The organism is Streptomyces sp. NPDC051913 (genome assembly GCF_044593635.1).
Lineage (GTDB): Bacteria > Actinomycetota > Actinomycetes > Streptomycetales > Streptomycetaceae > Streptomyces.
In genome coordinates, this window is record NZ_JBIUCI010000026.1 from 13,009 (window position 1) to 27,278 (window position 14,270).

Consider the following 14,270-nt stretch of genomic DNA (forward strand, 5'->3'; position numbering starts at 1 on the left):
CTCGACGGGCAGGGCGCTGAGCTCATTCGCCAGGAGTGTCGATGACTCACAACCCCGTGACAGGCCGCCCGGTGAGCGCCTGGGCGATCTGCCAGAGCTGGCCGCCGCGGGACGCCTTGACGAGTACCACGTCGTCGGGGCGGAGGATGGAGTCGAGGTAGGCGGCGGCGGTGATGTTGTCGCCGACCAGCGCGATGTCTGGCACTCCTGCCGCGCCTGCCGCGAGGGCGAGTTGCTTGGCCATGGCCCCGCCGACCGCGACGACGAGGTCGACGCCGTTCTCGGCTGCCATGCGTCCGACTTCGCGGTGGGCTTCGACGGCTTCGTCGCCCAGTTCCAGCATTTCTCCGAGTACGGCGATCCTCCGGCCGCCTGCGGCCTCGGCCGTGTCGCCGTCTGCCTCGGTCATCAAGACTCTCCGTGGTGAGTGAGGGGCGCGAAGGTGATCGCGCGGCCGGTGTAGGAAGCGGACATGCGGCTGAGGGGGACTCGGTCGTGTGTCTGGCCCCAGGCCGACGGATCCCGGAAGTGGATCGTCGGGTCGGGGCCGTCCTCGTAGCCGCGAAGGATGACGAGGTGGCCGCCGGCGCGACCGTCGTCGGGGAACTGCTCGGTGACGGACACGATGAGCGGGGCGTCATCGAGCCGGTTCGGAAGGTCTTCGACCGAGACGGGCTCGGCGGTGGAAGGGACTCCGAGGTCGGTCGCCAGGCTCGCGATCCCCGCGTGAAGTGCTCCACGCGGGGTGAGAACCTCATGCTTGACCGCGAGTTTCAGCAGTTCCGTGACTGTGGGGGCTTCGCGGCCGTAGGCGAGCAGGATCATTCTCAGCGAGGCCAGGCCGCACGCCCGGTTGGACCATTCGATCCTGTCCCCGAGTGCCCATCCGCCGTGCAGGTCCCATTCGGCGGGGTCGATGAGCTGACGGCACAGGGGGACATCGTGGACGCGCGGCACAGTGGCGGGCTCCTACGGCGAGACGGCAGCCTCCCGGGCGCGTGTGGTGTCGGCGAACGCGGGAGTGGGCAGGGGGACATCGTATGGCGGGCGGGCCAGGGCCTCGTGGAGCATCGCCAACACGACGTCCGTGTGCGTGAGTCCGACCATCGCCGCCCCCACCGCGTAGTTGCTGTTCCGGGACATGCCCGGCGTGCTGTTGACCTCCAGCACGTACGGATCGCCGTCCTCGGTGAGGATGAAGTCGATGCGTGCTGAACCGCGCAGCCCGAGTCCGTCCCACAGAGTCCCGGCGTGCCCGGTGACTTTGTCCAGAACCTCGGGCTCCAGCTCGGCGGCGCGCACGGTGACGGCGCTCCTGGAGTCCACGTCGAGCTTGGTGTCGGCGTCGTAGAAGTCGGCGTCGGTCGCCTCGGTGGCCAGCGGCGGGAAGACGACGATCGAGCCGCCCGGCAGTTCCAGGAGCCCCACCGTCATCGGCGTGCCCGCCACGTACTCCTCGACGAGCACCTCGGCCTCGTCGTCGCCAGCGGCTTCCGCGAGAGCGGCGGGCAGGTCCGCCGGATCGCGTACGAGGCTCATGCCCACGCTGGACCCGCCGAAGGGTGGTTTGACCATCACGGGGCGCCCGTTCCAGGTGCCCGGGCCGCCGGACCAGACGTGCCAGCCGGGCGTGGGGACGCCGAGGGTCAGCATCACCTGCTTGCAGAGGATCTTGTCGGCGGCCACCGCGGATGCAGCGACTCCGCTGCCGCAGTAGGGCACGCGCAGGTAGTCGAGCAGTCCCTGCAGCCGGCCGTCCTCGCCGTAGGGTCCGTGGAGATTGGAGAGTGCTACGTCGTAGCCGGCCAGGTCGACGATGAAGTCAGGTTCGCACGGGTCCAGAACCTTCGACTGGGTCCCGATCTCTTCCAGTGCCGTACTCAGTGCAGTGACGGATCGCTGCTCGACGGGGCACTTTGAGTGGTAGAGCCTGTCCTCGGCGGACACGGGCCCGTAGATGAGGGCAACTCGGAGGCCCTGACGGCTCTGCCCCCACTCACGAAGTTCCCTGGCGGCCTTCTGCAGTGCGCCGTCCGAGCTGGGGTTGAGGAAGCGAGTCATGCGAGTACCCCTTCGAAGGTGTGGGTGACCGGGCCGCCGACCCATTGCGTTCGGGTCGGTCGGGTGTCGTGGGGCCGGACGGTGAGGGGCTGCCCGGCGAGGTTGTGGACGGTGACAGCGCGCCCTGCGACCAACCCGCGCAGGGTGGCGATGACGACGGCGGCGACGGCGCCGCTTCCGCACGACAGGGTTTCGGCCTCGACCCCGCGCTCGTAGGTGCGGATCCTCAGTGCCTGATGACCTGCGGATTGAACGAAGTTGACGTTCGTGCCCAACGGGGCAATGTCGGCGTGGTGGCGCACGAGGCGCCCGACCGTCACCGTGTCGATGGTGTCCACGTCGTCGACGATGGCTACGACGTGTTCCGTGCCGGTGTGGGCGCTGTCGAACCAGGTCGGTCTGCCGTTGATGACGGCTTGTAACCGGCGTGGGTGGACCGCGCCGACCTCGGCCGTGACCCATACGGAGTCGTCGGACACGACCGCCTCGTGCTCCACGCCAGCCATGTGGAGACCCATCTGCCGGAAGCCGTGATCATGGTGCGCGGCCCAGGCGGAGCACCGTAGGGCGTTGCCGCACATGGTCGCGGTCGAGCCGTCCGCGTTGAAGCAGGTGACGTCGAGGACGGCGGGGCTGTTGCTGACCAGTCTGCTGATGACCAGGCCGTCCGCACCCACGCCGGTACGCCGGGCGCACAGGCGCTCCGCCTCCTTGGACCATTCCTTGTCGTCGTCCGGCCCGAGGTCGCAGAGCAGGACGAAGTCATTTCCCGCGCCGTGGATCTTGCGGAAGCGTCGCATGGCGAAGTTCCTCGCTTGGTGAGGTGGGAGTGAGGGGGCGGTGCCCGAGCAGGGCGGGGTCAGTGGCGGTCGATGGGCCGGTATGTGGTCCGGGCTTCTCGCATGACCCAGGGCTCGCGTCGGGCGAAGATCAGTACGCGGTGGGCTGCGGTGCCAGCGGACCTCATGTCCCGGACGCGCTGGTACTCGCCGTCGAGGTAGACGAAGTCACCGACGTGGACATCGCCTGGAGGCCGGGTGTGCCCGATCGTTCCGGCGGGTGGCGGAGGCAGGGGAGGCGGTGCCTTGGCTCTGTGCTCGTACATCAGCGCCTCCAGATGCCGAGCAGGAGGGAGCCGCCGAGTGCGACGAGGCTTGCCACGTAGGCGAGTTGTTGGTTGCGGGGGCTCATAGGGTTCCGATCAGGTGGTGCTCCACGCGGGCGCGGACCGACGGGATGCCTATGTCGGGGAGGGGCACCCAGGCTGCCGCACCGGTCTCGATCATCGACGGGAACACGGCGCCCGAGTGGGCCCGGAACAGGTAGCGGATGCCGACCCGGAAGCGGGGCCCGTACCGGTGCTGTCCTGGTCTGGTCACGTCGACCAGGAAGGGGCCCTCGGCGCCGGGCTGCGTCCACACGTCGCGGATGCCGACCTCCTCGGCCAGCAGGCGCAGGGCCGCAGCGCTGAGGGAGTCGTCCACCTCCTCCGGTTCCGCCTCCGCGAGGGCGTAGCCTCCGTCGTGTCGCAGGCACAGGACGCGATCGTGCTCGTCGACGACGACCGCGCCCGTTGTCACGAGGGGGCAGCGCTGGTCGTGGGTGCAGGTGCGGCGCTGGGAGTGGTCGCGGGCCGCGTCGTAGACCGGCATCAGCGCCATCCTGTCGGCGGGGTGCTCGTAGATGTAGTGGGAGAGCTCCCGCACGATCTGGTCGTCCTTGACGCTCACGGGGCATCCAGCCCGTTGCGCTCGGCGTAGATCCACAGCAGGCGCCGCGTCAGCAGGGCGACATTGCGGAGGTAGATGTAGGTCCCGAAGGCGGGTGTTTCGGGGTTCGGCCGGCTGGTGAGGTCGACCAACTTGGTTCCCTTGCGGAGGAGTTCGCGCACCTCACTGTCGTCGTCGGCGCCCAGGTCCTCGCGTAGGAGGAGATTCAGGTGCCTGGCGATCGCCGGCACCTGCTGGTCCATCGCCGCGCGGGTCGTGGTGTCCATCCGCAGGCCGAGGACGGTGTTCGTCCGCGAGGAGATCGCCTCTACGTCGATGGGGGTGCCGTCGCCCTCGGCCGCCTTGAACGTCTTGCCCGTACTTGCCACTGTCATCACTGGCCCCTCCGGAGCACGCTTTCAGCCGTGCCTATAACGCTAGGAAGGGAGGTGGATGGGGCTCTATGAGTGTGCCGGAACTTGCCGGGCATTCACCCGAGAGATTCGATGGCAGCGGTGATGATTTCCCGCACTGCGGCACCGTAGACGGCAAGTTCTGCCAGCTCGCTGAACGTCTTGGCATACATGGCAAGTTCGTTTTTCTGGACGACGGTGAGATGAGCCGAAATCAGTTCGACGTTCACCAAATCGTCGTCGTACAAGAAGAATCCCTCGACCGGCCACAGACCCGAGCGGTCGGCGTCCTGGGGGATGATGCCGATGCTCACCGACGGAAGGGCCATGACGCTGAGCAGATAGCCGAGTTGGCCTGCCATCACATCGGTGCCGCCGATGCGGTACCGCAGCACGCTCTCTTCCAGGAGGATGGCGAACTTATGGTTTCCGTAAACGACCTGCTGCTTCTCGACGCGCACCTTGACGGCCGCCGGCACATCGTCGATGAGTCCTCGGCGGTCACGGATAGAGGTCAGAAGCGCGGTGATGTACGAGGCCGTCTGCACGGGGCCGGGGATGAGCCAGGGTGAGTAAATACGGAAGCGTTCGGTGCGTTCCCATAGAGGAACCACGGACTCCTGCGCCCACTTGAGACCGTGGCGTTCCATCTTGCGCCACTCGACGTACATGCCTTCAATTCCGCGGGCCGTCGAGATGAGGTCATCTGCTTGGTCCTCCGCACCGCAGGCGGAACACCAAGCGTGAAGGTCGCGCTCCGAGGGCGCGCGTGTGCCGCTCTCGAAGCGCGAAGCCTTCGACTCGTGCCAGCCCAGGCTTTGGGCCAATGCTCGCTTGGTGAGTCCGGCCGTTTTCCGGATCTCGGCCAGACGTTGTCCGAGCGCCTTGCGGGCTTCCTGGACGCTCGAAGAGGGCGATGTCATGTCGGCGCGACGGTGGTGTTCGGGCTTGTCAGGCCGGCTCGAATGCGGCGTGGGGCGTCGCGCGCTGCCACACGGCCTCGAAGGCCGAATCGCAGAGCTTCGCCACCTCAGGGTCTTCCGTGAGCTCGACCTCCATGTTCTCGCCCTCACCGTCGAAATAGTTGACGAGGACGAGACGGGAGTCGAACAGCCAGAAATCGTTGCCCGGAAGCGCGATGTCGGTCGCAGAGCGCCGCGAGAGCCACCGCACGCCTTCGCCGGCCGCGATGTTCAGCCCGTCCGTGACGTCGTACTCGAAGCGGATGTATTCGCTGACCGGTGTCGAGATGACGCGGGCGCGTCGGACCTCGACGCCGCGCGAGGTCGCCTCCGTGACGATGGCGTGCCAGTCCGCCCAGCGCTCGGCGGGGTCGAGGACCACGCCGGCCTTCCAGTCGATGAAGGCCGGGTCCGACTTCATGTAGGCGTCGCGCATCTCCAGATGGACAGCCGTCCTCTGGCAGTCACGGAACAACTCCTCAAACGTCGGGGTCCTCATGGTCCTTCTTCACCTCCAGGAAGAACTGCACCATGCGCCGGGGGATCTCCACGACCGACTCATGGCCGGGGATGTCCATCTGTGTGAGGCGCTCGAAGTCCTCCACTTTCCAACCCTGCACGAGGTAGCTGTCCTTCTCCTCGTCGAGGTAGATGGTGGGGGAGCCGCCACTGGGACTCTCCGGGTCCTTGCCGAGCTTGCGTAGGGCCATGATGTCCTCCTCGGATGCCGGTAAGGATCTCTGTGCCAGAGCTTGCCCGCGACCGGGCTGCCGAGCGAGGAACTTGCCGAAACTTGCCAGAACTTCGGCTGGAGAGCTTCGAGGGGTTGCGGGTAGGACTCGTGGCCGGGCCCACTCAGTTGTCGATCCACGACGATTTGCACATCGCCATCACCGCGCTGCGAGGCGAACGCCTCCATGACAGTCCAGACCGGCTTCCACTCGCCAGTCTCCGCTCCGGCGAGCCCGCGTCATGCCAGTGATAGTTGGCCAGACTGAAGCGGTAGTTGATCGGGGCGAAGTCCCAAGCGAGCGCTGCCCAGGGCTGCTTCACCTGCACGTTTGACAACTCCTTGCGCAAACACAACAGTTGGTCACCGTCATGTGACTACTGGTACATGGCATCGCGTAACCGCTCCGGCTACATCGGAATCGCACACGCCAGACTTGTGAGCTGCGTGTGACGAGCGACTGGCACTTCACCACGGGACATTTGTCCGTGCGACCAGCGGCTCACCTGATCCCGCCGAATGCCGGTCGGCACCGAACGGACCGGAGACGTGAACCGGGCTTGTGACGTGACGGCGCACGCCGACCTCGGGAGGCGCGCAGCGGCCGTTTTGACGCCCGGCGTCAACGGCGAGGGGCTCTGCCCCGAGGCGCGCTATCTCTGAAGAGGACGATTCTGATGATTACCAACTCAGCCGGGGACTTCGACCTCGATGAGTCGGCTATCCCACCTCTCACGCGCCGTCCCGACGAGCCGAAGGCTCCGGAACCGGTTGCGAAGTTGCGCCGTGCGTGGAAAACCATGGCGAGCAATCCGCTGTGCAAGGACGCCCAGGACGATGAGTCCAGGAACACCGTCACTTTCGGCGCCGTGGACCCAGCCCACCTTGTGGCGCTTGCCAGCGTGAGCAGCGACGTCAACCTGCTTTTCCGTAAGCCGGTCGCGGGCGGAGCTCTGTACCTGCTCGGACCACATCGGCGGTACCTCGACCTCATGGTCCTGCCCGACCTCATCAATGGGCGCTGGGGCGACACCATCTTGACTGCCATGGATCCCAAGGCGGACGGTCAGCCTCCGGCCTACAGCACACTGCATGTCGACGATGACACGGGTACCCAGCGCCCTCTGGCTATCCTCACCATCCGGATGCGAGACAGGCGCGCCCTGGCTGAGGCCGTGTACGACAGCATGGTCAACACCTACATGGCAGACTCGAAGCGGCGCAATGTCTACACCGGCAGCATTCTCCAGGAGGGTGTCAAGGAGCCACTGACGCTGTTCTTGGTGCGGGTGCTGTTCGACGACGGGACGCACGAGACCTACCTGATCACCGGTGACGGCAACAGTAGGTTGATCAGCTTGTGGCTCGCCCGGACTGGCGGCGACATCCACGAGGCTGCCAGCGCCTGCGTGGCGGCCATCATCGGTTCGGTCGACCGCAAGTTCCCCCGCAGCGCAGCGGAATTGCGTCGTGCTCGGAACGGGGTGGCGGCCATGGCACATCGCGTTAGGGCCGGCCTGGAGGAAGACACCCTCACCGAGGCGACCCGCCGCGAGGGCCATACGCTCAGCTTCCCGGCCATGGTCGTGGTCGGTGCAAGGGACGACACCGGTACTGCCATGGCCGACCTCGTCGTTGCCCGTGATGACCTTTTGAGCAACCTCCACACCCGAGTTACACCGTGGTCAGAGACCGCACAGAACTCCCAGGGCATGCGACGGGTCTACCGCAATGCCGGGACCACCGGCCTGGTCAACGACAACGAGTACAAGATCCTCACCGGTACCGCCCGAGTCGATGACCTCCAAACCTTCCTGGGCCTTCCTCCGCACCGTCTCTGGGCATCGGCGGTACACCAGCAGGTTCTCCTGGCCGGAAGTCGGGCGGTGGAGATGAAGGAACTGCTGCGCCAGGAATTCGGGTTCCGGCGCGCCGACCGGCAGCTGATCGGCAAGTGCACAGGTGCGTTGATCCTTTCTCCCTACCGCAGCGACACCATCGACCAGGCGCTTCGTGCCTTTGACAACGGCGGGACCATCACGGACCTGGTCTGGAAGCGCCCCTGGGAGCTCACGAAGGGATTGGATCCGGTGGAGGTCCTCGACGAGATCCTCACCAAGGCCCTGGTCGGTGACGAGACAGCCATCGCGGAGCTGACCGTTCTCGGGGGAACCGCCGCCATCCTGCGTGGGCTGATCACCCGTGACCGCGGCTCCAAGTTGGGTGTGAAGGCCGAGCCGCTCAAGAGCCCCTACCGAGCCACTCCCACCCGGCTCCTCACGCTCCTGTCCTCGACTCTCGGTGGCCGCAAGATGTTGCATTCGATCGCTTGCGCCCACGTCACGGACACCCGGACCGTAAAGGCGTTCCACACGCGCGTCGATGCGATCGACGGCCGCACGGTGGAAGACGGCGATCCCGTCATCGACAAGGCCCGTGCCCAGGTGTCGATCCGCTTCGAGTGGGACCTGGCCTGGTATGCCGACACCAAGCTGGCCGAGGAGACCGTTGCCGCGACCCGGAAGGAGCTGGCTGCGGCCGGTAAGGAGGACGGCGATCTCCCCCTCCCACCGCACGTCAAGGAGCAGAGGAACCTCGACTCCGCGCTGACCTCCGCGACCAAGGCAGCGCACGCGCTAGCCGAACTCTCCGAGACGGACCCTCTGGGATCGAAGGTATTCGGTTCCTGGGAAGCGGTCGACGAGTGGAAGCAGCGCCTTGATGGCGTGAAGGGTTTCCTGGAGTACGGTCCGAAGAAGCCGTTGAAACCGCTCACCGACGCCATGACGGCGGTCCTGAACCGCAGTGAAGAGGACGGGGAGGACGACTGATGCTTCCCCCAACCATTCGCCGCCCCCTGCTCGGTGTGGCCACACTGCTCCAGCCGCTGCTTTCGCCGACCATGCTGACCGCCGGGCAGGTCAACGAGGAGAAGCTCCAGGCATACACGGCGGTGAACGGACGTCCGTCGCGGTGGTACAGGCGGGTCGCGTCGCCGTGGCGGTTGAAGTCCACGTCGGTGAAGAGGGCGACGACTTCGGGTCGAACGGAGGTGGAGGGCATGGGGGATTCCTTGTGCGGTCGTAGGTTCGGCTGGGCTGACGAGTTGGGCGGCAGGCGGTGCTCGGGGCACCGGATTCGTGCTCACCGCGACTGGTGAGTGAGGGATGACGACGGCGTGGATGTGGGGAGTACCGCGGCGGTGCCTCGCGCAGCGGGCGGGATGTGGGACGTGCGGGCCTGCGCGGCCCGTGCTTGGCGTCCGGGCACGTGCCGGTCGCCCAGGCGTCGGATGCGCCAGGTGAGGGTCCTGGCCGGTGAGGTGGCGTCGTCCAACGAGCGCCGCCCGGCTGCGCGGTGGAGGAGTTCGGCCGGGTCGTGACCGGCGGCCTCGGCGGCGGCGAGGGCCGTGGCCAGTGCCTCCCAGGCGGGCTCGGTGAGGATCTGCTCGGCGTAGGCCGGAACCGCATCGCGTACGTGGTGGGCATACGTGAGGACAGTGGTGGCCGGAGGTTGGCGGGCGGCCAAGGCGGCCAGAGGCATTACCGCGGCCTGGTCGTAGGCGGCCTGGAGGTGGACCAAGGTCTGGCGGGCGGCGGCCACCTGCCGGTCGTGGTGTTGGAGCGCGTTGTGGCGCTGGACGGCGGCGACGATGAGGATGGCGGCGTCCAGGAGCATCGCCAGCCCGGAGCCGTCGGCAGGGTGGTGGCGCATGGCCTTGATCGCGCCGCGCAGGGCGCGGGCGTGCTGGTGGTCGACGCGGGCACGGGTGTGGGCGGCGTACTCGAAGGCGACTGCGGCCCGGCGGAGTTCGGCCTTCAGGTGGGCGGGGGCATAGAGAGGCAGGGCGTAGAGGGCCTCGCCGAAGGCGGCCAGGTGGGCCTGAGTGATGTCGGCGGAGCTGTGGTCGATGTGGTCGCGGATGCGTTCGGTGGCCATGGCGGCTTGGTGCCACGGGTTGGGTCGGCGCCCGGCAGGTGTGGTCTCGAGAGGACCGGCCTCGGCGGCGGCGAGGCGCTGTCGGATCTGGGGGAGGGAGAGGTCGGTGGCAAGGTTGGAGCCGGAGTAGAAGACGGGCTCGCCGTCGGCGTTGGTGTCACCAGGCAGGGCGACCTTGTAGCCCTGCAGATCGCCGGAGGGCAGGGTTCTGGTTTCGACCTGGAGGCCGGCGTCGGCGAGCAGGTTGAAGAACTCCTCCAGATTCTTGGCGTGGGCGAGCGCCGTGCGGACGACGTGGCGGAGTTCCTCGCGCACGGTTCTGGTGCGGCCGGTGCGCTTGGCCTTTTCCTGTTCGGCGCGGGTGGGGCGCTTGGCGGCCGGGGTGCCGGCGGCGGCCTGGCGTCCGTGGGAGAGGCGGGTGAGGTCGAACTCTTCCTCGATCGAGGTGAGTTCGGTCATGGCGCGGTGGTAGTCGTTCCAGTTGCGGGGCGGTCGCAGGTCGCCGCGCATTTTGGTGGCGACGATGTGGATGTGATCGTCCGCGTGGCGCACGGCGATCCAGCGGCAGCCGTCCGGATCGTCGACGGGGGCGATGCCTGTCGCGTGCACGATGCGACGGGCCACCTGCGCCCATTCGGCGTCGGTGAGGATGCGGTCTTCCGGCGCCGCGCGCAGCGAGCAGTGCCACACCTGCCCCTCGGGCGCGTGGTCGCCGGCCTGCTTGACGCGCAGGTCGAGGGCCTTGACGAGCTGGTCCATCCGATCGTCGTGGCCGGGGCTGCCTTTGGGGCCGGGATCGGGCACGAAGCCGTCCCACGAGGCGACGATGTGCTGGTCGGTGTGGACGGTGGCGGTACCGGGCCCGAAGAGGTACTTCAGTACGCCGCGGGTGTTGCTGCCCGGCTTGACGATGTTCGCGATCACGCCTGGCCTGCCTTCTGCTCGGCGGCCCGGAAGGCAGCGTCGTCCACCGCCCGCACCGTGTCACGGGCGGTGGCCAGGAGGCGTTCGGCACGGTCCAGTACGGCGGCGTCCACAGGGTGGGGATCGCCCTCGGAGTTGAGGCGGCGGGCGATCTGATTGGCGTTGGTGCCGATCCGGGCGATCTGCGTGCGAAGGGCTGCGAACTCGTCGATCGCGTCGTCGTAGACGGTGCGTTGGTCGGGCGGATGCGTCTCGCCGTTGACGAAGGCCATCACGACCGCGCCGACCAGGTGGGCGCCGGCGATGCCCAACGCCTTGGCCCTGGCTACGATCGCGGCCTTCTCGTCGTCGCTGTAGCGGGCATCGACACGGGCCTCGCGACGGCCGTCGTCACTACGCTCGCGGCGGCGCAGGACACGGTAGAGCGCGGCTTCGTCGGCAGCGCGCACGACAGTCGGCTGCTGCTCGACGGCGACGTCTTCGCCCACCCCCGACCCCTGCTCCGGCGCGCCCTCGCGCCGGAGCAGCTCCTCCGCCACCCCCGGGGCGGAGGAGTCCGCCTTGGACCGGCCCATGGACGGTCCAAGGCCATTGCTTGCTGTGCTGTTGAGGCCGGTGGTCATCTCCTGCTGAGGGGTCGGGAATTCGTGGTGAGGGTCGTGCATGCGGTGGGTCTCCGTGGGGTGCGTTTGCGGGTGTCAGGCGGCGCTGGCGGGGGCTGTGTCGAGTGGCGCCTGCGGCGGGGAGGAGGCATCGCCGCGCCCGTCGAGAGGCTCGGTCTCGACGCCGTCGTACGCGACGGGCTCGACCGCGCTGGTGCGCTCGGCTTTCAGCTGGTCGCGCAGGGCGCGGGCGCGTTCCTGGCCGATGTGTAGTTCGCGGCGCAGGCTCTCGGCGGTCAGCCGGTCGGTGCTCCATTTGGCGGTCAGGAGTCGGGCTGCGTTCAGGATTTCGGTGTCGGTGCGTGTGCGATCGGTGGTCGACTTGGTGCTGGCGGGCCGCCGACTGGGCGCCCGACGCGGGGCGGCTCCGGTCGGCCTCGTCGCCGGTGCCTCGTCGACCTTCACGGGGGTCGACTCGGCCTGGTCAGACCTCGACCGTGGGGCCTGCTCGCCGGCCGACTCGTCAGCTTGCGGGTCGACCGACTGGGCAGAGGCCACGTCGGCCGACCCGGCCGAGTCGGGGTGGTGGTGCAGCACCTTCGCCACAAGGTCCGATCCGAAGTAGATCGACCCGACCGGGAGCGAGGTCGCCAGCAGTACGAGGGCCCAGTTCGCCGGGGCCCAGTCGGTGAGTCGGCCTTGCTGGACGGACTCGGTGTGCAGGGCTGGGATGAGGCCGTGCACGTAGTTCAGCAGGAGGCTGGCGATCGTGTAGGTCGCCAGGACCCGCAGTGCGAACCTCCGGTCGGTGCCGGTCAGCACGAGTGTGGCGACGAGCGCGAGGGCCATCAGGCCGTCGATGACGATCGGGTAGAGCAGGGCGGCGGTGGGGTCGGCGCCGATGGCACGGGCCACGTCGGACAGCGCGTTCCACGAGACCCGGAAGGCCATGAGGACCACAGCCACCAGGCCGATGACGAGGGTGCCGCGCCCCATGCGGCTCATGCGACGACTCCCAGCGCGTCCGCGTGCTCGGCGGCCGGGGCGACCCCGGAGCAGGGCGATGCCCGAGTGGAGGCTGTGGCCGTCGGGAACGGCGGCCGGGGTTATCGGGGCGGGGGCGTGCAAGAGGCGGGCTCCAAGGTGGTGAAGTGAGGCTTATGGGGTGGGAGTGGCCGGCGTTCACGGAGGGGGCGTACGCGCGGGGCCCCCTTCTAAAGGGGGCCCCGCGCGTGATCGCTAAGGCGCGTGTACGGCGTGGACGCTCGCGTGATCGCTTGACCTGCGGTTTCGCGGTGAGCGTGGACGTCGTGAGCGGTTTTCCGGGGCATGCGCGCGCGAGGGCCGCGTGTACGGTCGCGTGATCGCTCCGCGCGGGCGGAAACGGGGTTCAGCCGACGGCGGTGAGGTGGCGAGCCGAGGCGTAGTAGCGGGTCTGCTGCCCGCCACCGGCCCCTCCGGCGGCACCGTCGGCCTTGGTCGCCAGACCGGAGGAGACGAGGGCCTCCAGGCGCCGCCGTGCCTTTTCCAGTTCCGCGCGCTCGGGGTCGCCCCCGCCGAACAGGACGGCGGCCAACTCGCGCGCGGTCATCCCGTTCGGGGCGGTGCGCAGCAGGACCGCGGGGTCCTTGCTGGGGTCGAGGGTGGTGGTGCCGCGCCTGTGGTCGTGGGTGACGTCCAGCGGGCCGACCTCCCCGGTGGGGGTCTTGAGGTGGTGCAGGGTGACGGCGGGGTCGCCGGCCTTGCCGGTGACGAACAGGACGCTGCCCGCGCCGGAGACGTACCAGGTGGAGCCGTAGACCTGGTCCAGGCTGGGGCGCTGGCCGCGCGGGGCGTCGGCGGTGGCCTTGCGCTGGTGGTGCAGTTCCAGGATCTCCACGCCGTCTCGCAGGGCGCGGTTGCGGGCGTTGTGGAAGGCGACGGCGAGGCCGTCGTCGACCATCGTGCTCACCGCGTCCTTGAGGCTGTCGATCACGATCGTGTCGGCCCGGTGGGCGGCGGCGAGATCGGTGAGGAGGTCGGGCTCCTTGTCCAGGCTGGCGGGTAGCGGCCCCTGCCAGACGACGAGCCGGTCGCGCAGGATCTTCTCGTCGGTGTCGAAGACCCGGCGGCGCATGGCCTTGGCGATCTGCGTGGGCCGGTCCATGGCCAGGTAGAGCACCCGCCTACTGGGGGCGACCGGCATCTCCAGGACCGTCTCCGACAGACCCAGGCGGGCGAAGATCACCTGATGGGCCAGGGTGGTCTTGCCGACCCCAGGAGCACCGACGATCATCAAGCTCTCCCGAGAAGCCCAGAGGGTCTTCTCGGGGGTGCCCCACAAGGGTTCGGTGTCGGCGCCGGTCTCCTTGACGAAGGTCCACCCGTCGACGGCGAAGCGGTTCAGACGGCCCTGGCCCGAGGCGAGCGCCCACTCGCGCTCGGCCCGCATCTCCGCTTCGACCTGGCTGCGGATCGCTTCCGGGTCGGCCCCCGGCTCCTGGGCGCGCTGGACGATGCGTATCGCAGAGGCGAGCAGGCGACGGAGGTTGGCCTTCTCACGGATGATCTCCGCGTGATGCCCGGCGCCTCCGGTGCCGTAGTGCACGTTGGCGAGCTGGTGCAGGTAGGCGCGGTCACCGACACGCACCAGGTCCCCTTGCTGCTGGAGCAGCTCGGTGAGGACGATCGGGTCGGTCGGCTTGTCCTCGCGGTGCTGGGCGAGCAGCGCCCGCCAGATGGTCTCGTGCGCCGGCCGGTAGAACGCGTCCTCGCCCAGGATCGGCCGGACCGTGTCGATGACGCCGCTGTCGTGCATGCAGGCGCCGAGCACCGCGCACTCGGCGTCCAGGTTGAAAGGAGCCTGCGCGGACTCGTCCGGAGATGGCTGCGTGGGGCCGTATCCGAAGCGCGATGGCATCTCGTGCATGTGACCCGTACTCTGGGTCAAT

General features: G+C 68.3%; 15 protein-coding genes. 1 reads left to right on the plus strand and 14 read right to left on the minus strand.

What is annotated here, in order from left to right; genetic code table 11:
• Nucleotides 1-46: 46 nt before the first annotated feature.
• From ACIHIX_RS43605 to ACIHIX_RS43650, 10 genes are all read right to left on the minus strand, one after another.
• Nucleotides 47-409 (minus strand): glutamate ligase domain-containing protein, encoded by a 363-nt coding sequence (locus ACIHIX_RS43605; protein ID WP_399966166.1) that lies wholly within the window; start codon nucleotides 407-409, stop codon nucleotides 47-49.
• On the minus strand, nucleotides 409-957 hold the full coding sequence (locus ACIHIX_RS43610) for a C39 family peptidase (RefSeq protein ID WP_399966167.1): 549 nt from the start codon (nucleotides 955-957) through the stop codon (nucleotides 409-411). The genes ACIHIX_RS43605 and ACIHIX_RS43610 overlap by 1 nt, the downstream gene beginning before the upstream one ends.
• A gap of 12 nt (nucleotides 958-969) precedes the next feature.
• Nucleotides 970-2,061, minus strand: coding sequence for an ATP-grasp domain-containing protein (locus tag ACIHIX_RS43615; RefSeq protein ID WP_399966168.1), 1,092 nt, complete (start codon nucleotides 2,059-2,061; stop codon nucleotides 970-972).
• Nucleotides 2,058-2,861 carry a diaminopimelate epimerase gene (gene dapF, locus ACIHIX_RS43620; RefSeq protein WP_399966169.1) on the minus strand — a complete coding sequence of 268 codons (804 nt, stop codon included), beginning with the start codon at nucleotides 2,859-2,861 and terminating at the stop codon, nucleotides 2,058-2,060. Before dapF ends, ACIHIX_RS43615 begins: the two co-directional genes overlap by 4 nt.
• Before the next feature lie 59 nt (nucleotides 2,862-2,920).
• Complete coding sequence (locus ACIHIX_RS43625; protein WP_399966171.1) at nucleotides 2,921-3,166, minus strand: hypothetical protein; 246 nt, start codon at nucleotides 3,164-3,166, stop codon at nucleotides 2,921-2,923.
• A gap of 82 nt (nucleotides 3,167-3,248) precedes the next feature.
• Nucleotides 3,249-3,791, minus strand: a complete 543-nt coding sequence (locus ACIHIX_RS43630) for an NUDIX domain-containing protein (protein WP_399966173.1) — start codon at nucleotides 3,789-3,791, stop codon at nucleotides 3,249-3,251.
• Complete coding sequence (locus ACIHIX_RS43635; protein ID WP_399966174.1) at nucleotides 3,788-4,165, minus strand: hypothetical protein; 378 nt, start codon at nucleotides 4,163-4,165, stop codon at nucleotides 3,788-3,790. Before ACIHIX_RS43635 ends, ACIHIX_RS43630 begins: the two co-directional genes overlap by 4 nt.
• Nucleotides 4,166-4,260: 95 nt before the next feature.
• Nucleotides 4,261-5,106, minus strand: a complete 846-nt coding sequence (locus tag ACIHIX_RS43640; RefSeq protein ID WP_399966176.1) for a helix-turn-helix domain-containing protein — start codon at nucleotides 5,104-5,106, stop codon at nucleotides 4,261-4,263.
• A gap of 28 nt (nucleotides 5,107-5,134) precedes the next feature.
• Nucleotides 5,135-5,581, minus strand: coding sequence for a DUF6879 family protein (locus tag ACIHIX_RS43645; RefSeq protein WP_399966177.1), 447 nt, complete (start codon nucleotides 5,579-5,581; stop codon nucleotides 5,135-5,137).
• A gap of 43 nt (nucleotides 5,582-5,624) precedes the next feature.
• On the minus strand, nucleotides 5,625-5,855 hold the full coding sequence (locus tag ACIHIX_RS43650; protein ID WP_399966178.1) for a hypothetical protein: 231 nt from the start codon (nucleotides 5,853-5,855) through the stop codon (nucleotides 5,625-5,627).
• 697 nt (nucleotides 5,856-6,552) lie between these two features.
• Between ACIHIX_RS43650 and ACIHIX_RS43655 the strand changes: the two genes are divergently transcribed.
• Nucleotides 6,553-8,706: a hypothetical protein gene (locus ACIHIX_RS43655; RefSeq protein WP_399966179.1), complete on the plus strand. Its 2,154-nt coding sequence runs from the start codon at nucleotides 6,553-6,555 to the stop codon at nucleotides 8,704-8,706.
• Nucleotides 8,707-9,019: 313 nt separating this feature from the next.
• On the opposite strand, the gene ACIHIX_RS43660 is transcribed toward ACIHIX_RS43655, so the two are convergent.
• From ACIHIX_RS43660 to ACIHIX_RS43675, 4 genes are all read right to left on the minus strand, one after another.
• Nucleotides 9,020-10,738 (minus strand): mobilization protein, encoded by a 1,719-nt coding sequence (locus ACIHIX_RS43660; RefSeq protein ID WP_399966180.1) that lies wholly within the window; start codon nucleotides 10,736-10,738, stop codon nucleotides 9,020-9,022.
• Complete coding sequence (locus ACIHIX_RS43665) at nucleotides 10,735-11,403, minus strand: MobC family plasmid mobilization relaxosome protein (RefSeq protein WP_399966181.1); 669 nt, start codon at nucleotides 11,401-11,403, stop codon at nucleotides 10,735-10,737. The genes ACIHIX_RS43660 and ACIHIX_RS43665 overlap by 4 nt, the downstream gene beginning before the upstream one ends.
• A gap of 33 nt (nucleotides 11,404-11,436) precedes the next feature.
• Nucleotides 11,437-12,345, minus strand: coding sequence for a DUF2637 domain-containing protein (locus tag ACIHIX_RS43670; protein ID WP_399966182.1), 909 nt, complete (start codon nucleotides 12,343-12,345; stop codon nucleotides 11,437-11,439).
• Nucleotides 12,346-12,730: 385 nt separating this feature from the next.
• The gene (locus tag ACIHIX_RS43675; RefSeq protein WP_399966183.1) at nucleotides 12,731-14,239 is read right to left on the minus strand and encodes a DnaB-like helicase N-terminal domain-containing protein; all 1,509 of its coding nucleotides are present in this window, start codon (nucleotides 14,237-14,239) and stop codon (nucleotides 12,731-12,733) included.
• Nucleotides 14,240-14,270 lie beyond the last annotated feature (31 nt).

Bases quoted from the DNA above. Each gene is read 5' to 3' on its own strand.
- ACIHIX_RS43645 (WP_399966177.1), bottom strand. From the start codon at position 5,581: ATGCGCGACGCCTACATGAAGTCGGACCCGGCCTTCATCGACTGGAAG.
- ACIHIX_RS43625 (WP_399966171.1), bottom strand. From the start codon at position 3,166: ATGTACGAGCACAGAGCCAAGGCACCGCCTCCCCTGCCTCCGCCACCC.
- ACIHIX_RS43675 (WP_399966183.1), bottom strand. From the start codon at position 14,239: ATGCCATCGCGCTTCGGATACGGCCCCACGCAGCCATCTCCGGACGAG.
- ACIHIX_RS43670 (WP_399966182.1), bottom strand. From the start codon at position 12,345: ATGAGCCGCATGGGGCGCGGCACCCTCGTCATCGGCCTGGTGGCTGTG.
- ACIHIX_RS43640 (WP_399966176.1), bottom strand. From the start codon at position 5,106: ATGACATCGCCCTCTTCGAGCGTCCAGGAAGCCCGCAAGGCGCTCGGA.
- ACIHIX_RS43655 (WP_399966179.1), top strand. From the start codon at position 6,553: ATGATTACCAACTCAGCCGGGGACTTCGACCTCGATGAGTCGGCTATC.
- ACIHIX_RS43665 (WP_399966181.1), bottom strand. From the start codon at position 11,403: ATGCACGACCCTCACCACGAATTCCCGACCCCTCAGCAGGAGATGACC.
- ACIHIX_RS43650 (WP_399966178.1), bottom strand. From the start codon at position 5,855: ATGGCCCTACGCAAGCTCGGCAAGGACCCGGAGAGTCCCAGTGGCGGC.
- ACIHIX_RS43615 (WP_399966168.1), bottom strand. From the start codon at position 2,061: ATGACTCGCTTCCTCAACCCCAGCTCGGACGGCGCACTGCAGAAGGCC.
- dapF (WP_399966169.1), bottom strand. From the start codon at position 2,861: ATGCGACGCTTCCGCAAGATCCACGGCGCGGGAAATGACTTCGTCCTG.
- ACIHIX_RS43605 (WP_399966166.1), bottom strand. From the start codon at position 409: ATGACCGAGGCAGACGGCGACACGGCCGAGGCCGCAGGCGGCCGGAGG.
- ACIHIX_RS43635 (WP_399966174.1), bottom strand. From the start codon at position 4,165: ATGACAGTGGCAAGTACGGGCAAGACGTTCAAGGCGGCCGAGGGCGAC.